The organism is Aurantimonas sp. A3-2-R12 (assembly GCF_036016755.1).
Classification (GTDB): domain Bacteria; phylum Pseudomonadota; class Alphaproteobacteria; order Rhizobiales; family Rhizobiaceae; genus Aurantimonas; species Aurantimonas coralicida_A.
The window spans coordinates 14,324-34,943 of record NZ_JAYXIH010000025.1 but is presented as its reverse complement, the minus strand read 5'-3'; the positions used below and the strand labels follow the sequence as shown (position 1 = coordinate 34,943).

The 20,620-nt window shown below is 64.4% G+C and carries 21 protein-coding genes; 3 read left to right on the top strand and 18 right to left on the bottom strand.

From position 1 onward, the window contains the following. Positions 1–93 precede the first annotated feature (93 nt). Positions 94–1,578 (top strand): cysteine--tRNA ligase, encoded by a 1,485-nt coding sequence (cysS, locus tag VSX60_RS13915; RefSeq protein WP_327624822.1) that lies wholly within the window; start codon positions 94–96, stop codon positions 1,576–1,578. A gap of 34 nt (positions 1,579–1,612) precedes the next feature. Here cysS and VSX60_RS13910 read toward each other — a convergent pair whose 3' ends face one another. Together VSX60_RS13910 and VSX60_RS13905 are read right to left on the bottom strand one after the other, a co-directional pair. Beyond that, complete coding sequence (locus tag VSX60_RS13910) at positions 1,613–2,032, bottom strand: type II toxin-antitoxin system VapC family toxin (RefSeq protein ID WP_327624821.1); 420 nt, start codon at positions 2,030–2,032, stop codon at positions 1,613–1,615. Continuing rightward, a complete protein-coding gene (locus tag VSX60_RS13905) occupies positions 2,029–2,274 on the bottom strand; it encodes a type II toxin-antitoxin system Phd/YefM family antitoxin (RefSeq protein WP_327624820.1) in 246 nt (81 codons plus the stop codon). Before VSX60_RS13905 ends, VSX60_RS13910 begins: the two co-directional genes overlap by 4 nt. Positions 2,275–2,410: 136 nt before the next feature. Between VSX60_RS13905 and pip the strand changes: the two genes are divergently transcribed. Both pip and rarD read left to right on the top strand, forming a co-directional pair. Then, positions 2,411–3,376: a prolyl aminopeptidase gene (gene pip, locus VSX60_RS13900; protein WP_327624819.1), complete on the top strand. Its 966-nt coding sequence runs from the start codon at positions 2,411–2,413 to the stop codon at positions 3,374–3,376. Positions 3,377–3,496: 120 nt separating this feature from the next. Beyond that, on the top strand, positions 3,497–4,408 hold the full coding sequence (gene rarD / locus VSX60_RS13895; RefSeq protein WP_327624818.1) for an EamA family transporter RarD: 912 nt from the start codon (positions 3,497–3,499) through the stop codon (positions 4,406–4,408). Positions 4,409–4,444: 36 nt separating this feature from the next. Here rarD and VSX60_RS13890 read toward each other — a convergent pair whose 3' ends face one another. From VSX60_RS13890 to glpD, 16 genes are all read right to left on the bottom strand, one after another. Continuing rightward, positions 4,445–5,995: a GNAT family N-acetyltransferase gene (locus tag VSX60_RS13890; protein ID WP_327624817.1), complete on the bottom strand. Its 1,551-nt coding sequence runs from the start codon at positions 5,993–5,995 to the stop codon at positions 4,445–4,447. Positions 5,996–6,098: 103 nt separating this feature from the next. Further along, on the bottom strand, positions 6,099–6,704 hold the full coding sequence (locus VSX60_RS13885) for a TIGR00730 family Rossman fold protein (RefSeq protein ID WP_327624816.1): 606 nt from the start codon (positions 6,702–6,704) through the stop codon (positions 6,099–6,101). A 106-nt stretch (positions 6,705–6,810) separates the two neighbouring features. After that, positions 6,811–7,569 (bottom strand): ABC transporter ATP-binding protein, encoded by a 759-nt coding sequence (locus VSX60_RS13880; RefSeq protein ID WP_327624815.1) that lies wholly within the window; start codon positions 7,567–7,569, stop codon positions 6,811–6,813. Further along, a complete protein-coding gene (locus VSX60_RS13875) occupies positions 7,517–8,254 on the bottom strand; it encodes an ABC transporter permease (protein ID WP_327624854.1) in 738 nt (245 codons plus the stop codon). The genes VSX60_RS13880 and VSX60_RS13875 overlap by 53 nt, the downstream gene beginning before the upstream one ends. A 52-nt stretch (positions 8,255–8,306) precedes the next feature. Beyond that, positions 8,307–9,290 (bottom strand): ABC transporter substrate-binding protein, encoded by a 984-nt coding sequence (locus tag VSX60_RS13870; protein ID WP_327624814.1) that lies wholly within the window; start codon positions 9,288–9,290, stop codon positions 8,307–8,309. A gap of 124 nt (positions 9,291–9,414) precedes the next feature. Beyond that, positions 9,415–10,005 (bottom strand): energy-coupling factor transporter transmembrane component T family protein, encoded by a 591-nt coding sequence (locus VSX60_RS13865; RefSeq protein WP_327624813.1) that lies wholly within the window; start codon positions 10,003–10,005, stop codon positions 9,415–9,417. Further along, complete coding sequence (locus VSX60_RS13860) at positions 10,002–10,676, bottom strand: energy-coupling factor ABC transporter ATP-binding protein (RefSeq protein WP_327624812.1); 675 nt, start codon at positions 10,674–10,676, stop codon at positions 10,002–10,004. Before VSX60_RS13860 ends, VSX60_RS13865 begins: the two co-directional genes overlap by 4 nt. Positions 10,677–10,693: 17 nt before the next feature. Beyond that, positions 10,694–11,257, bottom strand: coding sequence for a biotin transporter BioY (locus VSX60_RS13855; protein ID WP_327624811.1), 564 nt, complete (start codon positions 11,255–11,257; stop codon positions 10,694–10,696). 141 nt (positions 11,258–11,398) lie between these two features. Beyond that, the gene (gene glpK, locus VSX60_RS13850; RefSeq protein ID WP_327624810.1) at positions 11,399–12,883 is read right to left on the bottom strand and encodes a glycerol kinase GlpK; all 1,485 of its coding nucleotides are present in this window, start codon (positions 12,881–12,883) and stop codon (positions 11,399–11,401) included. An 88-nt stretch (positions 12,884–12,971) separates the two neighbouring features. Beyond that, positions 12,972–14,744, bottom strand: coding sequence for an ABC transporter substrate-binding protein (locus VSX60_RS13845; RefSeq protein ID WP_327624809.1), 1,773 nt, complete (start codon positions 14,742–14,744; stop codon positions 12,972–12,974). A 90-nt stretch (positions 14,745–14,834) separates the two neighbouring features. Then, positions 14,835–15,116, bottom strand: coding sequence for a DUF2160 domain-containing protein (locus tag VSX60_RS13840; protein WP_327624808.1), 282 nt, complete (start codon positions 15,114–15,116; stop codon positions 14,835–14,837). Further along, positions 15,116–16,021, bottom strand: a complete 906-nt coding sequence (locus VSX60_RS13835; RefSeq protein WP_327624807.1) for a carbohydrate ABC transporter permease — start codon at positions 16,019–16,021, stop codon at positions 15,116–15,118. Before VSX60_RS13835 ends, VSX60_RS13840 begins: the two co-directional genes overlap by 1 nt. After that, a complete protein-coding gene (locus VSX60_RS13830; protein WP_327624806.1) occupies positions 16,018–16,905 on the bottom strand; it encodes a carbohydrate ABC transporter permease in 888 nt (295 codons plus the stop codon). The genes VSX60_RS13835 and VSX60_RS13830 overlap by 4 nt, the downstream gene beginning before the upstream one ends. Before the next feature lie 11 nt (positions 16,906–16,916). Next, on the bottom strand, positions 16,917–17,993 hold the full coding sequence (locus tag VSX60_RS13825; RefSeq protein ID WP_327624805.1) for an ABC transporter ATP-binding protein: 1,077 nt from the start codon (positions 17,991–17,993) through the stop codon (positions 16,917–16,919). Positions 17,994–18,003: 10 nt separating this feature from the next. Then, positions 18,004–19,077: an ABC transporter ATP-binding protein gene (locus tag VSX60_RS13820; RefSeq protein WP_327624804.1), complete on the bottom strand. Its 1,074-nt coding sequence runs from the start codon at positions 19,075–19,077 to the stop codon at positions 18,004–18,006. 20 nt (positions 19,078–19,097) lie between these two features. Continuing rightward, on the bottom strand, positions 19,098–20,585 hold the full coding sequence (gene glpD, locus VSX60_RS13815; protein ID WP_327624803.1) for a glycerol-3-phosphate dehydrogenase: 1,488 nt from the start codon (positions 20,583–20,585) through the stop codon (positions 19,098–19,100). Positions 20,586–20,620: the final 35 nt, after the last annotated feature.

The window sequence follows — 20,620 nt, the reverse complement described above, 5'->3', positions numbered from 1 at the left end:
TTGTTCGGCGGAGGCGAGGCGAAGCGCGTTTGTCAGCCGCCTCGATTGGCGCTAGCGAGAGCGCTGCAATTACGAGCGCGACGAGGACGACGCATGGATGACGGGTTTCGCGGGCTGAGGCTCTGGAACACGATGACGCGGACGAAGGAGGAGTTTCGGCCGCTGGATTGGCAGGATTCGGCAAAGGCCGAGGCAGACCGGCGCGTGCGTATGTATGTTTGCGGCCCGACCGTCTACGACTACGCCCATATCGGCAACGCCCGGCCGGTCATCGTGTTCGACGTCCTCTACCGGCTGCTGCGTCACCTCTACGGCGAAGATCTTGTCACCTATGTCCGCAACATCACCGACGTCGACGACAAGATCAACGCACGGGCGGCGCGGGACTATCCGGACCTGCCGCTGAACGCGGCGATCGCCAAGGTGACGCAGGCGACCGCCGATCAGTTCCATGACGACGTCAAGGCGCTCGGCTGCCTTCCCCCGACGCACGAGCCGCGCGCCACCGACTTCGTCACCGGACACGCCGACGGCCACGACATGGTGTCGATGATCCAGACGCTGATCGACAAGGGCAACGCCTATGAGGCGGGCGGCGAGGTGCTGTTCGACGTCACCTCGATGCCCGATTACGGCAAATTGTCGAACCGGCGGCTGGAGGACCAGCAGGCCGGGGCGCGGATCGCCGCCGGCAGCCACAAGAAGAATCCCGGCGACTTCGTCCTGTGGAAGCTCTCGACCGAGAATGAGCCCGGCTGGGATAGTCCGTGGGGAAGAGGCCGGCCCGGCTGGCACATCGAATGCTCGGCGATGAGCGAAGCCTATCTCGGCAAGACTTTCGACATCCACGGCGGCGGCCTCGACCTGATCTTTCCGCACCACGAGAACGAGATCGCCCAGTCGCGCTGCGCCCACGGTACCGACCAGATGGCGCAGGTGTGGATGCACAACGGCTATCTGCAGGTCGAGGGCCGCAAGATGAGTAAGTCGGAGGGGAACTTCGTCACCATTCACGACCTCCTGCACACCGAAAAATTTGGCGGGCGGAAATGGCCGGGCGAGGTACTGCGGCTGGCCATGCTGATGACCCACTATCGCGAGCCGATCGACTTTTCTGTGAAGCGGCTGGAGGAGGCTGCGGCTATTCTGAGCCGATGGGCCGATGTCGCGTTTGGAGCTGAGACTATTGGTTACTCAGCTGTCCTCGCGGATGTGAACCCGCTTTTGGATGATCTAAACACGCCCCGGTTCATCAACGAACTTCACAGCTTGGCCCGAGCAGCTACGGGTGGGCAAGAAGAGAGTCGAAGGTCCTTTCGGCTCGCGCTGAGGCTGTTAGGCTTCGAGGAAACAGACTTTTTGACGCAGTTCGCGGCAGATGCTGACGTCCTCCTAGAGAAAGAAGCGAGGGAGACTGTATGGGCCGCCATTACTGGACGCCTCGAACTCATCCGCGAGAAGAATTGGCCCGAAGCTGACAGGATTCGCGACGAGCTTTTGGCCAAGGGCATCCAGCTCAAGGACGGCAAGGACCCGGAGACCGGCGAGCGGGTGACCACTTGGGAAGTGAAGCGGTAGACGCTGACCCACCCACTTGGGGCATTCACGTCTCTCATTTAGCTGCGTCGATCACACGGACGTGGCCTTCCGCGCCATAGGACAGGATGGCGCGATCAGCCGTCAACAGTGGCAGGTCGTGGTGGCGGGCTGTCGCCACGATCAGGCGGTCGGACGGATCGCCGTGGAAGGAGCCCGGCAAATTGGCGCTGTCGACGGCTACAGGCGGTCCCAGCGGCAAGAGTCTCATGCGGCCGTCCTCCAGGAGCCAGGAAAACCAGGCGCCCAGATCCTGGCCCACACTGACGCGGTCCTTTGACACGAGGATCGCGATTTCCCACAGGGTGATCGCGGCAATGCTTGCGGCTCCCCCATCCGGCCCACGCTCGTCATCGATCCTTTCTCGCGCCCGCGGTCCCAGACGCCGATCGCCTTTCAGGTACCAGATGAGGCAATGGGTATCGAGAAGGATCACCGAAGTGCTTCCCATTCCGACGGGTCGGCTGCCGGTTCGATAAGATCGTCGTCGTAGTGAATCGTGTCCTTCATCGCGCCGAACAAGGACTGGCGCCCCTCATTCGTCTCGACTGGCACTAGCCTCGCCACCGGCTTGCCGTGGCGCGTCACCACGACCGGTTCGTGATCGCGATTCATAGCGTCGATGAGCTTGAGGCAGTCCGACTTGAACACGGTGGCGGTCACGGTTTTTTCGGTCATGGCCAAGCTCCCTCATTTTTGTCTATAAAATATGTACATTAACTGCAGGGATGCAAGCGCGCTCGGTGTCGGTTTTGATCGGATGCGGTCGAGCGTCCCTGTCCATTTCATCAGACAGCGCTAGTAATCACTTCTAATGACAGGTCCGCTTCGCAAACCCTTTCCCGGCCTCGAGCCCTATCAGACCGGTCGCCTCGACGTCGGCGACGGGCACCAGCTCTATTATGAGCTGTGCGGCAATCCCGATGGCAGACCCGTCGTCTTCCTGCATGGTGGACCCGGCAGCGGCGCCTCGTCGCAGCACCGTCGGCTGTTCGATCCGGCGCGCTATCGCATCATATTGTTCGACCAGCGTGGCTGTGGCCGCTCGACGCCCCTCGGTCGTCTGGACGCCAATACCACCTGGCACCTCGTCGCCGATCTGGAGCGCCTGCGCGCCTTGCTCGGCGTGGAACGCTGGCTGCTGTTCGGCGGCTCCTGGGGCGCGACGCTGGCGCTGGCCTATGCCGAGACGCACCCGAAGCGGGTGAGCGGCATGATCCTGCGCGGCGTCTTCACCGGCCGGCGCTCCGAACTCGAATGGTTCTACGAGCGCGGTGCCAACCGGCTTTTCCCGGATCGCTGGGAGGATCTGGTGGGGCAAATCCCGGCGGCCGAGCAGGACGACCTCGTCGCGGCTTATCGCAAACGGCTCACCCATCCCGATCGCGCCGTCCGCGCCGCGGCGGCACGCGCGTGGACGAACTGGGAGTCGGCGACGGTCATGTTGCGGCAGACCCCGGCAGGTGAAAACGGCAGCGGCGGGGCGGTGTCCGACGCCACGATCGCCTTCGCCCGGATCGAGAACCATTATTTCTACCACGACCTCTGGCTCAAGGAGGGGCAGTTGATCCGCGACGGACACCGTCTGGCGGATATTCCAGGCGTCATCGTCCAAGGCCGTTACGACGTGGTCACGCCGGCGGTCACCAGCTGGCAGCTCGCCCAGGCATGGCCGAAAGCCGACTACCGGATGGTGGAGGGCGCCGGCCACGCCTTCGCCGAGCCGGGCATCCTGCACGAACTGCTGGAAGCCACCGACCGCTTCGCGCGGGCGCCATAATCGTCCATCCGGCGACAACCCATCACCAAAACGGATCACTACGATCACCAGAAACCGGCTGTCGCCAGCCGGCATGGCCTGCTAGACCATGCTCATTCCATTCCATGATCGAGCGATGTCATGCCAGCGGCCGACGCCGGATCAAACAAGGGCTTCGCCTACGCCCTTGGGGCCTTTGCCATCTGGGGACTGATCCTCCCGATCTACATGAAGCTGCTCGACCATGTCTCGCCCTTCGAGATCGTGGCGCATCGAATTTTATGGGCGATCCCCGTCGCCATGCTGATCCTTTGGTGGCAGGGGGTGCTCGGGACGGTCTGGCGGCATTTCGCCAATGTGCGGACCGTGGCGTTGGCGGCACTGGCCGCGACGCTGATCTCGGTCAACTGGGGAACCTACGTCTACGCCATCGTGTCGGGGCAGGCGCTCGATGCCGCGCTCGGCTATTATATCAACCCGCTGGTCAACATCCTGCTCGGCGCCATCGTCCTTGGCGAGCGGCCGAACCGGCCGCAGTCCTTCGCGATCGGACTTGCCACCGTCGCCGTCGTCATTTTGACGGTACGGGCCGGCGGTCTTCCCTGGATATCCCTGACGCTGGCCTTTTCGTTCGGCGTCTACGGATTGCTGCGCAAGATGGTCCCCGTGGGAGCCAGCGAGGGCTTCTTCCTGGAGGTAATGATCCTGGCGTTACCCTCGGCGGTCGTGCTTGTGGCGATGGCGGGCGAGAGCCGTTTCCTCCACGATGGAGTGGAGACGGCGCTGCTCATCGGAACGGGTCCGCTGACCGCGATCCCGCTGATCCTGTTCGCGACCGGCGCGCGGCTGTTGCACTATTCGACGATCGGCGTCTTGCAATACATGGTGCCGACGCTGCTTTTCCTGGGAGCGATCTTCCTGTTCGGCGAGCCCTTCGATATCTGGCAGCTGGTCGCCTTCGGTTTCATCTGGGCAGCGCTGGCGCTTTACACCTTTGCGCTGTTCCAGAAGGGCCGGGCGGCGCGGCGAGCGCTGCGGCCGCAGGGCCTCTGAGCGAGCGCCATTCCTTGCGCGCGCTCAGGAAACCGGTCAGCCGCCGTCGGACCATGTCGTGCGGTAGAGATCGAGCCGGCGGTCGCGCAGATTGCGCACCGAGCCCTCGTAGCGGGCCCAGCCGAGCGTCGCCAGGTTGAGGTCGGCGACGGTCACCATCTCGACATTCTCCGAGGCTTCGGCGGCAATGCCGTCGCGGGCGAAGGGAAAGTCGCACGGCGTGAAGATGCCGGACTGGGCGTATTCGATGTCGAGATTGTCGACATTGCCGAGATTGCCGGTCATGCCCGAGGTGACCACGTAGCACTGGTTCTCGATCGCCCGCGCCTGGCAGCAATAGCGCACGCGCAGATAGCCGTGGCGGGTGTCGGTGTTGAACGGCACGAACAGGATGCGCGCGCCCTGGTCGGTAAGCCGCCGGGCGACCTCCGGGAATTCGGAATCGTAGCAGATCATCACGCCGATCGAGCCGCAATCGGTCTCGATCGTGTCGATCGGATCGCCGCCCTTGATCTGCCAGTATTGCCGCTCGTTCGGCGTCGGGTGGATCTTCTCACGGGCATGGACAGAGCCGTCGCGCAGAAACACGTAGCCGACATTCTGGATGTCGCCATCGTCGGTCTTGGTGGCGTGGCTGCCGCCGATGATGTTGATGTTCCTGCGGATCGCCATGTCGGTCAGCCGCGCGACGAAGTCCGGCGTGTGCTCGGTCAGCCGCTGGATCGCGGCCTCCGGCTTCAATTCCTCGGCCTCGCAGGACAGAAGCATCAGCGTGAACAGCTCGGGAAAGACGACGAAATCGCCGCCATACTCCGACGCGACCTCGACGAAATAGTCGACCGCGTCGTAGAAATCCTGCGGCTTTTCGATCCGCCGCGCCTTCATCTGGACGGTGACGACGCGCACCACATCCGGATTGCCGCGATTGACCGGCTGCTCTTGACGGGATGGATCGAAATAGGGGTTGCGCCAGACCATGAGCACGCCGTAGCCGCCGGAGGCGCGGTCGCTCGGATAATAATCCTTCAAAAGGGTTTCCGGCTCGAAGCCGGCTTTCAGATGGAAGGAGGCGACCGGGTCCTTCACCTCGCTGGCCTTGACGGCTTCGAGATAGGCCTGCGGCGACGCATATTTCCTGGCGTTGCGCTGATAGCCCGGCATCCGGCCGCCAAAAGCGATGCCCTTGAGATGCAGATCCTGGCAAAGCCGCCGCCGCGCGTCATAGAGGCGCTTGCCGATCCTGAGGCGCCGCCGGTCCGGATCGACACAGATTTCGGTACCATAGAGCCATTCCCCCCGGCGATCGTGCATCGCCGCGTAACCGCCGCCGGTCACCTCCGCCCATGTGTGCTGACCCAGCGCCTTGTCCTCGGACAGGATCATGGTCGCGGCATAGCCGACGATCTCGCCCTCGTAGGCGACGACGAACTGACCCTCCGGGAAGGCCGAGAGCTGCCCCAGAATCATACCGCGCGTATAGGCCGGCTCGTCCTTGAAGACCTTGGCTGAGAGGGCGATGATGGCGGCGACGTCGCTCTTTTCGGCCGTGCGGATTTCAAGTTTCGGGGTCGAGCGCTTCTCGGCCATGGGCGGGTGGGTCCTTGTCACGCGAGGGGAGAGCGGCATGGCCGCGTCCCCGGCATCTAGGACGAAAGCGTGATTGCGCAACCGTGGCGCGGGACGCTGAGGCTCAAAGCCGCTCGATGATCTCCGGCCGGCCTTCGCCGTCGTCCACCGGTGCCGCGCCAAGAAGGTGCGGAACAATGTCAGCGACATCGTCGATGACGATCGGCCGGACCTGATGGGCGCGATGGAGAAAGCCTTCGTCGCCCATATGGTCGAGCAGCCGCGAGAGCGGGTCCCAGAAGCCGCCGATATTGGCGATGACGATGGGTTTTTCGTGCCGGCCGAGCTGGCTCCAGGTCAGGATCTCGACCAGTTCCTCCAGCGTACCGATGCCGCCGGGCAGAGCGACGAAGGCGTCCGAGCGCTGAAACATCAAATGCTTGCGCTCGTGCATGTCCTCGGTAACGATCAACTCGTCCAGCCGCTTCAGTTCGCGCTCGGTTGCCTCCATATCGATGAGGAAGCGCGGGATGATGCCGGTGACGCCGCCGCCCGCCGCGATGACGCCCTCGGAAACGGCGCCCATGATGCCGCGCGTGCCGCCACCATAGACGAGCCGCATGCCGGCGTTGCCGAGCGCCTCGCCGAGCTTTCGTCCGCTATCGATGTAAAGCGGATCACGGCCCGCCGAGGAGCCGCAATAGACGCAGACGGATCGAATCGTGCTCATGGTCGCGAGAGTCGGATGAGCGGGAGGGGAGGTCAAGCGGGAAGGGGCAAGCCTTCCCGATGATTTCCGCAGCGGATCACCGTGAAATTCAGCCCGTCGGCCATCTTCACAGAACCCCCGGAAATGCTGCGTCCACCGCCTGCAGCGTGTGTTCCGCCCACACCGCATCCCGCTCGGCGCGGGGCGTGTCGATCTCGTAGACGCCGCGCCCGGTCGCCGGCCGCGCCGTCAGAAAGACGATGCGATCTGACAGTTGCAGCGCTTCCCTCAGATTGTGGGTGACCATCAGCGCCGTCGTCGGCCGGGCCGACCAGACCGTCATCAGGAGCTCCCGCAGACGGTTCGCGGTCATTTCGTCGAGCGAGACGAAGGGTTCGTCGAGCAGCAGCAGCGCCGGCTCGATAGCGAAGGCACGGGCGAGCGCGACCCGGCGCGCGAGGCCCAGCGACAATTCCCCCGGATAGCGCGAGCGCATCTCATCCAAGCCGAGGATGGCGAAGAGATCGCCCAAGTCGGCGTCGGCCTTCGCCTCGGGCAGCGCCAGCCGGACGTTGTCTTCGACCGTCCGCCAGGGCAGGAGGCGCGGCTCCTGGAAGACGGCGGCGACGCGCCCGGTCTCGTCCGGCAACCGGACGTGACCGGAAAAGTCGGTGTCCAAGCCGAGGATGATCCGGAGCGTCGTCGTCTTGCCGCAGCCGGATGGGCCGATCAGCGTGGTGAAGCTGCCGGGCGGCGCCTGGAAGGCGATCTCGGCGATTGCCCGCACTTCTGCGCCGTCGACCGCGTGGAAGGTCTTGTCGCGGACGAGGACGTCAAGCGGGCCGGATGCGCCAGCGGGTGGAATAGGCTTCGAGCGGTTGGACAAGCAGGAACTCGATCAGGAGCATGATGGCGACGAAGGCCAGCGTGTAGGCGAGAATGGCGGCCACGTCGAACAGTTGGAAATAGAGATAGATCTGGAAGCCGACGCCGTTCGAGCGGCCGAGGAGTTCGACCACCAGCGCGATCTTCCAGATCAGCGCGATGCCGGAGCGGGACGCGGCGGCGAAATAGGGCTGCAATTGCGGGATCACCACGTGGCGCATCGTCTTTGCCCGGCCGAAGCGGTAGACGGACGCCATCTCGCTCAGGTTCCGGTCGAGGGCGCGGGCACCCTCGCGCATCGTCACGACGACATTGGGGATCTTGTTGACCGCGATGGCGCCGATGGCGGCGGCCTCATTGAGGCCGAACCAGATATAGGCGAGGACGATGACGACAAGCGCTGGGAGGTTAAGGAAGAGGATCACCCAAGGATCGAAGAACCGGTTGGCGTCGCGGTTGAGTCCCAGCGCGATGCCGATCGCCGCGCCGATCGCCATGGCAAGCACGAAGGAGACGGCGACGCGAAACAACGTCATGGCGAGGTGAAAGAACAGCTCGCCGGTCCTTGCGTCGCGCCAGAAGGCGTCGAGCACGGCGGGCGGCGCCGGCAGGGCGCGGCTGTCGGCGAAGGTCGCCCCGACCCACCAAAGGGCGAGCAGGCCTGCCAGCGACAAAAGCGTCATCAGGGCCGGGCCAGCGCGAGCGACGCAGCGGCGCCCACCTGCTATGGGGGGACTATCAGCCGCCATCGGCGAGGTCGGGCCAGTATGTGCCCTCGAACAGCTCAGTGGACGGCCCGACGAGCTTTTCTCCGCCAATCTCGGCGAGCAATTCGTAGAGCATCTTGGTATCGGCTTGCTCCTTTGCGGCGCTGCGAGACGGAATGCCCTCCCGGTAGCGATCTCGCAGGGTTTGCAGCGTCTTGTCGTCCTCGGCCTTGGTCAGGGGGGCCAGTGTCCGCCACTCCTCGTCGGATGATGCGAGCAGCGCTTTCGTCGCCTTGTCGGCGGCAAGAAAGCCCTCGATCGCCTTGGGGTTCTTCTCGGCGAAGCTGTCGCGGAATACCCAGCCAAGCGCCGCGACCGGACCCGAGGTTCCCATCTGGATGGCTGCGTCGGTTCCCGAAATCAGCGTGCGAAATCCTTCCGCCTCGAGGCGCGCGGCGTAGTGCCAGAAATTCAGGACAGCGTCGAGTTCACTGGACTGGGCCTTGGCCATCAGCAGCGGCGGCGCGCCAAAAACCACATCGTTTTCGCTCGCCAGGTCGATCCCGTATTTCTTTTTGGCAAGTGCCTGGATCAGCAACCAGTTCTTGTCGAGCGGCCCGCCGGCGACGCCGATGGTCTTGCCTTTCAGGTCACCGAGAGCCTTCATTTCACTGTCGCCGGCGACCATCATCGAGCCGACCGATGTCGAATAGGGTGCGAAGGTCAAGTCGGCCCCGGCCGACCGCTGGCGCGAGACCCACAGCCAGTCGGAAACGATGATATCGACGTCGCCGGCCTGGATCGCAACGGTGGAGGCATCCTCGCCGGCGAAGGGGACGATCTCAACATCGACGCCATTCTTCTCGTCGAGCCCATTGCGGGTCATAGCGTCGAGCGCCCAGTTGACGGTGCCGTATTTGAGCACGCCGACGCGGATTTTTTCCTGCGCCATCGCGCCGGTCAAGAAAACCGCGAGCAACAAGGCGGCGCCTAGCGCCGAGCGAAGCCAAGCCATTGTGGCGATCCTCCCAATCATCTTTTTAACAGTGCCCCGATCCGAGAACATAGCACGCGCTGCCGTTGCCACGCGTCGACGCCAAGGATCGGGAAAATGTCCCCATCGCGACGGAGGCGGCGTGTCAGGACCGCGCGTCGATCGCCTCGGCGATCTCGTCGGCCATCTTCAGGAGCCTCACGATCACCGGAACCGCGAGCGCGACGATCGAGCGGTCCTGTCCGCGCGCGCGCTGGGCCTCGCGGACTTCCTCGACGATCGCGCCGACCGCCGGGATGAAGCGGATCGCCAGGGATATCGCCAGGCTCACCTTGCCGACATCGAACCCGAGGCGGGCGAGGGGGCTGAGCGCCCGTTCGATGACGGCGACGAGGTCGGTCGTGCGTGTGGTCAGGGTGACCAGGGAGGCGGCGAGGATCAGGGCGGCGAAGCGCAGGACGAGAAGCAGCGCCGCGGAAAGATCGGCCAGCCACAGCTGTGCCGCGAACAGAACGGCGAGGACCCAGAGAACCGGGCGGATCTGGGCGAAGGCGACCTGGGCTGGAATGCGTGCCAGCGCGTAGCCGGCAAGGACCATGACGAGCGCGGTTGCCGCGAGCCACGCTTCGTCGAAGGCGAAGAGGACGGTTCCAAGCACGAGGAGGGCGATGAGCTTTACCGACGCGCTGACGCAGTGGACGGGGCTCGAACCCGGCCGGTAGAGGCCGGCGATCACCCGACGATCCCCAGATAGGCCGAGATCGCTTCCTTTGGCGCGGCGTCGGTGATGAGTTTCCCTTCGTCGAAGACCAGAACCCGGTCGAAACCGGCGAGGAGATCGAGATCATGAGTGACGAGGAGGACGTGCTGATCCAGTGCTGCTACCGCTTCCATGACGCGACGGGTGTTGCGCCGGTCGAGGAGCGTCGTCGGTTCGTCGAGGACGAGCCAGGCGGGTTCGAGGATCATGACGCCGGCCAGCGCCACCATCTGGCGTTCGCCGCCACTGAGCTCGTGGACGAGCCGATCGCCGAAACCGTCCAGGCCGAAGCGGTCGAGCGTTCGTTCCACCTTGCCGGGAATGGCGGCGGCCGCGACGCCGCGACCCTTGAGCCCGAAAGCGAGATCCTCACCGACGGTCGGATAGACGATCTGATTGTCCGGGTTCTGAAAGACGAAGCCCACCTGGCGGCGCACCTCGCGGCCCTTCGTCCGGGTGTCGAGCCCGCCGACGGCGACCTGCCCGGTGGTCGGCAGGATCAGCCCGTTGAGCAGCCGGGCGAAGGTGCTCTTGCCGGAGCCGTTGGCGCCGATGATCGCGATCCGCCGTTCCGCGAGCCGAAGGTCCAGATCGACGAGGATCCGGCGCCCAGCGCGCTCGAGCGAAACTCCGGCGAGCTCGATCATCGACCGCGGGTCTGCCGTCAGGCCCGGCCCGCGCGCACTCGCGAGGGGATCAGCGGGTAGGACCGCTTGACGGTCGTGATCACCGCCGCGGCGATGCCGGCCTTGATCAAATCACCCGGGATGAAGGCAGCCGAGCCGGTGAGGGCCGTCCAGAGCGGAATGTCGGCGATGGCGGCAACCACCGGGATGCCGATCGCGTAGAGAACGACGATGCCGCCGAAGACCGAGATCAGGAAGGCGCCGACAAAGCCGAGGCTGGTCCAGAAACGCTCGGTCAGCCAGCCGATGACATAGGCGGCGACGATCCAGCCGAACAGGAAGCCGGCGGTCGGGCCCGCGAAGACGCCGATGCCGCCGCGCCCGCCCGACAGGAGCGGCAGGCCGATGGCCACCAGCACAAGGAAGAGGACCATAGACAGTGCGCCGCGCTTGGCGCCGAGGATGCCGCCGGCCAGCATGACGCCCATCGACTGCGCGGTGATCGGCACCCCGAGGGCCGGGATCGTCAGCGGCGGGAATACCGCAAGGACGGCCATCAGAGCGGCGAAGAGGGCGATGTAGACAACGTCTTTGGTAGCCATCGGAGGATGCCTTTGCTGCGGGGTGGAGGGCCGGCGAGAGCGCGCCGTGTGGCGGCGAACGCTGCTTTCTCTGACCCGATCGGGCGGTAAAGGTCAATTGGAGCTGCGGAAGATGCGTTGCGTTTCCGCCGCGATGCGCGGTCACGTCAATGTCCGGCGCACCGCGTCGGCCCAGCCGGCGAGCTTGCGCCCGCGCGTGGCCGCGTCCATTTGCGGCTCGAAGCGGCGCTCCAACCGCCAGCGCTCGGAAAAGCCGGCCATGTCCGGCCAAACGCCTGCCTTCTGTCCAGCCACCCAGGCAGCGCCGAGCGCTGTCGTTTCCAGCACGACCGGACGGTCGACCGGCGCATCGAGAAGGTCGGCGAGGCGCTGCATCGTCCAGTCCGATGCGACCATGCCGCCGTCGACGCGCAGGATCGTGTCGCTCGCGCCGGTCCAGTCTTTCTTCATGGCCGAGAGAAGGTCGGCGGTCTGGAAGCAGACGGCCTCGAGCGCCGCGCGGGCGATCTCGTTCGGACCGGTGTTGCGGGTCAGGCCGTAGATCGCGCCGCGCGCCTCCGCGTCCCACCAGGGCGCGCCGAGCCCGGTGAAGGCCGGCACCATGTAGACGTCCTGGGCGTCGTCGGCCTCGGCCGCCATCGGGCCGGTGCGATCGGCGCGCTCGACGACGCCGAGCCCGTCGCGGAGCCATTGCACGGCAGCCCCGGCGATGAAGATCGAGCCTTCGAGGGCGAATGCGGTCTTGCCGGACAGGCGATAGGCGATCGTGGTCAAAAGCCGGTTGGAGGATGGCACGCGGGTATCGCCGGTGTTGAGCACCGCGAAGCAGCCGGTGCCGTAAGTGGATTTCAGCATCCCCGGCGCGAAACAGGCCTGGCCGAGCGTCGCCGCGTGCTGGTCGCCGGCGATCCCGCAGACCGGGATCGCAGCGCCGAACAACGACGTCTCGGTCACGCCGAATTCGGCGTCGCAGTCCTTCACCTCCGGCAAGAGCGCGCGGGGGACGTTCAGCAGCCTGAGGAGGTCGTCGTCCCAGGCGTTCGCCTCGATGTCGAACAGCATGGTGCGGCAGGCATTGGTGGTGTCGGTCGCGTGGACCTTGCCGCCAGTGAGGCGCCAGAGCAGGAAGGTGTCGACCGTGCCGAAGGCGAGCTTGCCGGCCTCGGCCTTGGCGCGTGCGCCCTCCACATGGTCGAGCATCCAGGCGATCTTGGTGCCGGAGAAATAGGGGTCAACGATCAGACCGGTCTTTGCCGTGATCTCCGGCTCGGCGCCATCATCGACGAGCTTGCGGCAGATGTCGGCGGTGCGGCGATCCTGCCAGACGATGGCGTTGTGGATCGGCTTGCCGGTGTCGCGGTCCCAGATCAGCGCGGTCTCGCGCTGATTGGTGATGCCGATTGCGGCGATGTCGGAGGCCGACAGCGACGCGTCGGCGAGGGCGATGCGGACCGTGGCGACGACCGAGCGCCAGATGTCTTCGGGATCATGCTCGACCCAGCCCGAGCGCGGAAAATGCTGCGGAAACTCCTGTTGCCCCACGCCGACGATGCGAAAGCCGTCGTCGAAGACAATGGCGCGTGACGATGTCGTGCCCTGGTCGATGGCGAGGGCGTATCCGGACATGGGCGTTTCTCCCTGAGGCGCAAGGTTGTACGCGAATAGCAGAAAGCCGGGGCGAGCCCGGCTTTCCTTGTCGTTGCGGACCGGCCGATTATTTGGCGGCCGGCTTTTCCATGGCGGCGTCGCCACTGGCCGCGTTGGCGTCAGCCCAGCTCTTGACCAGCTCGTCGTAGTTGACGGTCATCGGCTGTTCTTTTTCGTTCTCGATCTTGGGCTGAGGGGCGAGCGTGCCGTTCTTCTTGGCCTCCTCGACCCAATAGGCCAGATCCTGCTCCTCGTTGAGCTTCGGGCCGATGTCGCCCTGGATCCCGGCGCGCTCGAGACGCTCCAGGATCTGCTCCTGCTCGGCGCAGAGCGAATCCATGGCTCCCTGCGCCGTCTTGGCGCCGGAGGCTGCATCGCCGATCGCCTGCCACCAGAGTTGCGCCAGCTTCGGGTAGTCCGGCACGTTGGTGCCCGTCGGCGACCACTGCACGCGCGCCGGCGAGCGGTAGAACTCGATGAGACCACCGAGCTTCGGTGCCCGCTCGGTGAAGCTGGCGTCGCGGATCGTCGATTCGCGGGTGAAGGTCAGGCCCACATGGCTCTTCTTCACGTCGACGGTCTTCGAGGTGACGAACTGCGCGTAGAGCCAGGCGGCCTTGGCGCGATCGACCGGGGTCGACTTCATCAGCGTCCAGGAACCGACGTCCTGGTAGCCGAGCTTCATGCCCTCCTTCCAGTAGACGCCGTGTGGCGAGGGGGCCATGCGCCATTTCGGCGTGCCGTCCTCGTTCACGACCGACAGGCCGTCCTTCACCATGTCGGCGGTAAAAGCGGTGTACCAGAAGATCTGCTGGGCGATCTCGCCCTGCGCCGGCACCGGACCGGATTCGGAGAATGTCATGCCCTGGGCGGCCGGCGGCGCATAGGCCTTCAACCAGTCGAGATATTTCTGGATGGCGTAGACAGACGCCGGGCCGTTGGTGTCGCCGCCCCGGGCGACGCAGGAGCCGGTCGGTTGGTCTTTGTCATTGACGCGGATGCCCCATTCGTCGACGGGCTTGCCGTTCGGAATGCCCTTGTCGCCATTGCCGGCCATCGACAGCCAGGCGTCGGTGAAGCGCCAGCCGAGCGAGGGATCCTTCTTTCCATAGTCCATGTGGCCATAGACTTTCTTGCCGTCGACGTCGCGGCCGGTAAAGAACTCGGCGATGTCCTCATAGGCCGACCAGTTGACCGGAACGCCGAGATCGTAGCCGTACTTCTCCTTGAAGTCGGCCTTGTTTTTCTCGTCGTTGAACCAGTCGTAGCGGAACCAGTAGAGGTTCGCGAATTGCTGGTCGGGAAGCTGGTAGAGCTTGCCGTCTGGCGCGGTGGTGAAGGAGGTGCCGATGAAATCTTCCAGGTCGAGGCCCGGATTGGTGACATCCTTGCCTTCGCCGGCCATCCAGTCGGTCAGGCTGCGGGCCTGCTGGTAGCGCCAGTGGGTCCCGATCAGGTCGGAATCGTTGATGTAGGCGTCGTAGATATTCTCACCCGACTGCATCTGCGTCTGCAGCTTTTCGACGACGTCGCCCTCGCCGATCAGGTCGTGGGTGACCTTGATGCCGGTGATCGCCTCGAAGGCGGGCGCCAGCACTTTGGATTCGTATTCATGCGTGGTCAGCGTTTCCGAGGCGACCTTGATGTCCATGCCCGACAGCGGCTTGGCTGCGTCGACGAACCACTGCATTTCCGCTTCCTGATCGGCGCGGTCGAGGGTCGACACCTCCTTGATTTCGGCATCGAGGAATTTTTTGGCCGCTTCCATGTCGGCGAAAGCCGGCGCGGATGCGAGCGCGATGGCCAGCATCGCTGCCGAGCCCATCAGATGGCGTTTCATAGTCTTATACCTCCCAAAACGAGTGCCGGTCTTTTGGTGTGGCGGATCCGCGACGACCGGTGGGACGCGGAGTGGCCGGAATCCGCCTCGCTAGACGAGGCGAAAGACGAGAATGAAGAAGACCGCGCATACGATCAGCGCGTACCAGAGAGACAGGTCGACGCCCCAGAGCCAGGCAAGGCAGATAAAGGCCGAGCCGAGCAGCGAGACGAACAGGCGGTCGCCGCGGGTCGTCTCGAAGCGCAGGATGCCGACGCGGGGACTGCCGCCGGGGGAGGCGTATTCCCAGACGCCCATGCCGGCGATCATGGCGAAGATCACTAGGAAGAAAATCGCGGTCGGCCAGGTCCAGGCCATCCATGAGAAATCCATCAAACCCTCCCCAGGGCGAAGCCCTTGGCGATGTAGTTACGCACGAACCAGATGACGATCGCGCCGGGAATGATGGTCAGCGCGCCGGCTGCGGCCAGAACGCCCCAATCCATGCCCGACGCCGAGACCGTGCGGGTCATGATTGCCGAGATCGGCTTGGCGTCGGTCACCGTCAGCGTCCGCGCGATCAACAGCTCCACCCATGAGAACATGAAGCAGAAGAAGGCGGCGACGCCGATGCCGCTGGCGATCAGGGGCGTGAAGATCTTGAAGAAGAAGCGCGGGAACGAATAGCCGTCGATATAGGCGGTCTCGTCGATCTCTTTCGGAATTCCCGACATGAAGCCTTCCAGAATCCAGACGGCGAGCGGCACGTTGAAGAGTGTGTGGGCGAGCGCCACCGCGATATGCGTGTCGATCAGTCCGAAGGCCGAATAGAGCTGGAAGAAGGGCAGGGCGAACACCGCCGGCGGCGCCATCCGGTTGGTCAGCAGCCAGAAGAACAGGTGCTTGTCGCCAAGGAAGCGGTAGCGCGAAAAGGCGTAGGCGGCCGGCAAGGCCACCGCCACCGAGATCACCGTGTTCATGGCCACGTAGATGATCGAGTTGATGTAGCCCGAATACCAGGATGGGTCGGTGAAGATCACCGCGTAATTGGCGAGCGTCGGATTGGCCGGGAAGAGCGTGACGCTCGACAGGATTTCCTGGTTGGTCTTGAAGCTCATATTGATGAGCCAGTAGATCGGCAGCATCAAGAACAGGATGTAGACGATCGGGATCAATGCCTTCCAGCGGAAGTGGCGTGTTCGTGCCCGCTCACGCGTCCTGAGCGCGGTTTCCGAATGGCTCGCTGCCGGCAGGCCGCGGTGGGTCTCGTGGCCGGCGGTGGTGGTTTGATCGCTCATTCCGAAACTCCCGTCAGCGGCTTGTCGGCTCCGGCGTTGGTCATCACGGTGTAGAAGACCCAGGAGAGCGCGAGGATGATCAAGAAGTAGACGAGCGACATGGCGGCCGCCTCGCCGAGGTTGAACTGGCCGATCGCGAGCTTGACGAGGTCGATCGACAGGAAGGTGGTCGAGTTGCCCGGACCCCCGCCGGTGACGACGAAGGGCTCGGTGTAAATCATGAAGCTATCCATGAAGCGTAAGAGTACGGCGATCAAAAGCACCCGGCCCATCTTCGGCAGCTGGATGAAGCGGAAGACGGCCCAGCGCGACGCGCCGTCGATCTTGGCGGCTTGATAATAGGCGTCTGGGATCGAGACGAGGCCGGCGTAGCACAACAGCACCACGAGGCTGGTCCAGTGCCAGACATCCATGACGATGACGGTGACCCAGGCGTCGAACGGATCGCGGACGTAATTGTAGTCGATGCCGAGCGCCGCGACCGAATAGCCGAGCAACCCGATGTCGGTGCGGCCGAAGACCTGCCAGATGGTGCCGACGACGTTCCAGGGGATCAGCAGCGGCAGCGCCATCAAGACGAGGCAGACGGAGACCCAAAAGCCTTTCTTCGGCATCGACAGCGCCACCAGAATGCCGAGGGGAATCTCGATCGCCAGGATGATTCCCGAGAACATCAGATTGCGGATCAGCGCGTCGTGGAATCTTGCCGAGGTCAGGATGTCCTGGAACCAGGATGTGCCGGCCCAGAAGAACTGGTTGTTGCCGAAGGTGTCCTGCACCGAATAATTGACCACCGTCATCAGCGGGACCACCGCCGAGAAGGCGACAAGCAGCAGCACCGGCAGGACCATGAACCAGGCTTTGTTGTTCCAGGTCTTTTCCATGATCTGTCTCCCTATGCCCGCTCGACCAGCCAGGAATCGGCGTAAAGGTTGAGCGCGTCCGGCGCGAAGCGGACGGCCGGGTCCGCCGGAATGCTCGCGCCTTCCGGCACGATGGCGCTCAGCCGCGTGCCCGCCAGCGTCGCGCGCACGATGCGCTCCGAGCCGACATCCTCGACCTTCTCGACCGTGACGGGGATGCCGTCGTTTCTGCCGACGATCTCGACGAATTCCGGCCTGATTCCGAGTTCGGTCTTCTGGCCTGAACGGAACCCGATCGGGTTGCCGGGAAGGGCGATGCGTATGTCGGAGATGACGGCCTCGCCGCCCTCCATCCGGCAGGGCAGGACGTTCATGCCGGGCGAGCCGATGAAATAGCCGACGAAGGTGTGTTTCGGCCGCTCGAACAGCTCTTCCGGCGTGCCAATCTGGACGACCTCGCCGTCATACATGACGACGACCTTGTCGGCGAAGGTCAGCGCCTCGGTCTGATCATGGGTGACGTAGACCATGGTCATCTGGAACTCCCGGTGCAGTTGCTTCAGCTCCGAGCGCAACTGCCACTTCATATGCGGATCGATGACGGTCAGCGGCTCGTCGAACAGGATCGCGTTGACGTCGGAGCGCACCAGGCCGCGCCCGAGCGAGATCTTCTGTTTTTCGTCGGCAGTCAGGCCGCGGGCCTTGCGGTCGGCCTTTGCTTCCAGACCGATGCGGCGGATCATGTCCTCTACGCGGGTCTTGATCTCGGCGGCCGGCACCTTTCGGTTCTTCAAGGGGAAGGCGAGGTTCTGGCGCACGGTCATAGTGTCGTAGATGACCGGAAACTGGAACACCTGGGCGATATTGCGCGCCTCGGGCGTCAGTTCGGTGACGTCGCGGTCGTCGAAATAGACGTGCCCCTCGGAGGGCGTCAGCAGTCCGGAAATGATGTTGAGCAGCGTGGTCTTGCCGCAGCCGGACGGACCCAGCAGGGCATAGGCGCCGCCATCCTCGAAGGCGTGGTCGACCTCGCGGAGCGCGTAGATGCCGGCGTCGCCCAGCGCTCGCGAATAGGCGTGGCGGATATGATCGAGACGGATGCGAGCCATGAACGTCTCCTCAAGCCGCTTGTCGCGCGGACGCGGACGTGGCGTTGCCGTGTTCGTCGAAGATCAGGATTTTCGCCGGATCGAAGGACAGGCGAATAGGATCGCCGGGTTCGATGCGGCGGACTCCGTGGACGAGGGCAATGATGCTGTCGTTGCCGACATCGGCGTGGACGAAGGTTTCCGAACCGGTGACCTCGGTCAGGACGACTTGCGCCTCAAAGCCGCCGTCGCCGGTCTCGAACGCCAGATGATGCGGCCGGATGCCGCCGCGATAGGCACCGTCCGGAAGATCGGAAAAAGCGGGTCCGGCATCGAAGACGACGCCGTTCGGCGAGGCGAAGTGTGTTCCGGTCTTGACGAAATCCATGACGTTGAGCGGCGGATCGGAGAAGGTTCGCGCCGTCAGCAGGTCGTGCGGCTGGCGGTAGATCTCGGTGGTCTCGCCGAACTGGGTGACGCGGCCTTTCGCCATCGTCGCGGTGCGCCCGCCCAAGAGCAGCGCCTCATGCGGCTCGGTCGTCGCGTAGACGAAGATCGCGCCCGTTTCGGCGAAAATTCGCGGCAGTTCCTCGCGCAATTCCTCGCGCAGCTTGTAGTCGAGATTGGCGAGCGGTTCGTCGAGCAGAACCAGTTCGGCGTTCTTGACCAGCGCGCGGGCCAGCGCCGTGCGCTGCTGTTGACCGCCGGAGAGATTGAGCGGCGTGCGGTCGAGAAACGGCGTCAGCTTCATCAACTCGGCCGCCTTGTGCACCGCCGCCTCGATCTCGGCCTTGGAATGACCGGCGATCCGCATCGGCGAAGCGATGTTCTCGTAAACGGTGAAGGAGGGGTAGTTGATGAACTGCTGGTAGACCATGGCGACGTTGCGCTTGCGCACGGGAACGCTGGTCACGTCCTTCCCGTCCATGAGGATGCGGCCAGAGGTGGGGACGTCGAGGCCCGCCATCAGCCGCATCAGGCTGGTCTTGCCGGCCAGCGTCGGACCGAGCAGCACGTTGAGCGAGCCACGCTCGAGAGTCAGCGACACGTCGATAATGTGTTTTTCGCCGCCGACGCTGCGGCTGACGTTCTGCAATTCGAGCAAATTGCCCTCCCAGGCGGCTGCTATTCGGCCGCTTTGCGCCAGTCAGCTTTTCGATTCTTCATGTGTTCGGCAAGCCTTGATTGCTGGTCCCCGTCAAACCGAAGCCCGAGCTTGGTTCGGCGCCAGAGAATGTCCTCCGCCGTCCTCGCCCACTCGTTCAGGACGAGCCAATCGACTTCGGCCTCATAGAGCCCGTGACCGAAATCCAGCCCCAGCGCGCCGGGCCGAATGAACTTGCGGATGTCGGTGCCGTAGCCGCGCGCCAGACGCCGAACGGTGCGTGCATCGAGTTCCGGAACGGAGCGTTGCAATTCCTCTTCCAGCGCGGCCAAGCCATCGACCGGAAAGTCGCCGCCGGGCAGCGGCTTGTCGCCGGTCCAGCGCGATCCCCTGGCGCCGAGGCGGCGTTCGATCTTCTCCAGAACCTCTTCGGAGAGCACCCGATAGGTGGTGATCTTGCCGCCGAAACCGTTGAGAACCGCCGGTTCGTCCTTGTCGCCCTCGACCTTCAGGACGTAGTCGCGCGTGGCCTCCTGCGCCTTGGACGCGCCGTCGTCGAAAAGGGGGCGCACACCGGAATAGGACCAGACGATGTCGTCGGGGGCCACCGGTCGTTTGAAATATTCGCTGGCCGCTGAGAGGAGATACTGGGTCTCCGCCCCGGTGATCGCCGCGTCGGCCGGATCGCCATCGAAATCCTGGTCGGTCGTGCCGACGAGGGTGAAGTCTTCCTCATAGGGGATCGTGAAGATAATCCGCCCGTCGGCGTTCTGGAAGATATAGGCGCGGTCATGGTCGTAGAGCTTGCGGGTGACGATGTGGGAGCCCTGGACAAGGCGGATGTTGTGGGCCTCGTTCTGGCCCATCGCGGTCTGGATGATCGCGTCGACCCAGGGGCCGCCGACATTGACGAGGAAGCGGGCGGAGACCGTGTAGGTCCGGTCATCGTCCTGGTCGGCCAAGGTGATCTGCCAAAGGCCGGCCTCGCGACGGGCCTCGATCACCTTGGTGCGGACCATGATGTCGGCGCCGCGCGCCGCCGCGTCGCGGGCGTTGAGGACGACCAGGCGGGCATCGTCCACCCGGGCGTCGGAATATTCAAAACCCTTGTGGAATTCGTCCTTCAGCGGCGCGCCCATAGGTCCGTCGAGATCGACCGTCGTCGTCGCCCTCAGCTTCTTGCGGCCGCCGAGATGGTCGTAGAGGAACAGTCCGAGCCTCAGCAGCCATGCCGGCCGAAGTCCGGAATGGTGCGGCAGGATGAAACGCAGCGGCCGGATGATGTGCGGTGCGATGCCCCACAGCACCTCGCGCTCCATCAGCGCATGGCGCACAAGGCTGAATTCGTAGTGTTCGAGATAACGCAAACCGCCATGGACCAACTTGGTCGACCAGGAGGAGGTGCCGGAAGCCAAATCGTTCATCTCGGCCAGGCCGACCCGATAGCCGCGCCCCGCCGCGTCGCGGGCGATGCCGCAGCCGTTGATGCCGCCACCGATGATGAACACGTCGTAGTCCAGAAGAGCCTCCCCAGGCTTCGCGT

Coding starts and splice junctions, on each gene's coding strand:
- VSX60_RS13825 (WP_327624805.1), bottom strand. CDS start 17,993: ATGGCTCGCATCCGTCTCGATCATATCCGCCACGCCTATTCGCGAGCG.
- rarD (WP_327624818.1), top strand. CDS start 3,497: ATGCCAGCGGCCGACGCCGGATCAAACAAGGGCTTCGCCTACGCCCTT.
- VSX60_RS13905 (WP_327624820.1), bottom strand. CDS start 2,274: ATGACCGAAAAAACCGTGACCGCCACCGTGTTCAAGTCGGACTGCCTC.
- glpK (WP_327624810.1), bottom strand. CDS start 12,883: ATGTCCGGATACGCCCTCGCCATCGACCAGGGCACGACATCGTCACGC.
- VSX60_RS13835 (WP_327624807.1), bottom strand. CDS start 16,021: ATGAGCGATCAAACCACCACCGCCGGCCACGAGACCCACCGCGGCCTG.
- VSX60_RS13870 (WP_327624814.1), bottom strand. CDS start 9,290: ATGGCTTGGCTTCGCTCGGCGCTAGGCGCCGCCTTGTTGCTCGCGGTT.
- VSX60_RS13890 (WP_327624817.1), bottom strand. CDS start 5,995: ATGGCCGAGAAGCGCTCGACCCCGAAACTTGAAATCCGCACGGCCGAA.
- pip (WP_327624819.1), top strand. CDS start 2,411: ATGACAGGTCCGCTTCGCAAACCCTTTCCCGGCCTCGAGCCCTATCAG.
- VSX60_RS13855 (WP_327624811.1), bottom strand. CDS start 11,257: ATGGCTACCAAAGACGTTGTCTACATCGCCCTCTTCGCCGCTCTGATG.
- VSX60_RS13830 (WP_327624806.1), bottom strand. CDS start 16,905: ATGGAAAAGACCTGGAACAACAAAGCCTGGTTCATGGTCCTGCCGGTG.
- VSX60_RS13845 (WP_327624809.1), bottom strand. CDS start 14,744: ATGAAACGCCATCTGATGGGCTCGGCAGCGATGCTGGCCATCGCGCTC.
- VSX60_RS13860 (WP_327624812.1), bottom strand. CDS start 10,676: ATGATCGAGCTCGCCGGAGTTTCGCTCGAGCGCGCTGGGCGCCGGATC.
- VSX60_RS13840 (WP_327624808.1), bottom strand. CDS start 15,116: ATGGATTTCTCATGGATGGCCTGGACCTGGCCGACCGCGATTTTCTTC.
- cysS (WP_327624822.1), top strand. CDS start 94: ATGGATGACGGGTTTCGCGGGCTGAGGCTCTGGAACACGATGACGCGG.
- VSX60_RS13885 (WP_327624816.1), bottom strand. CDS start 6,704: ATGAGCACGATTCGATCCGTCTGCGTCTATTGCGGCTCCTCGGCGGGC.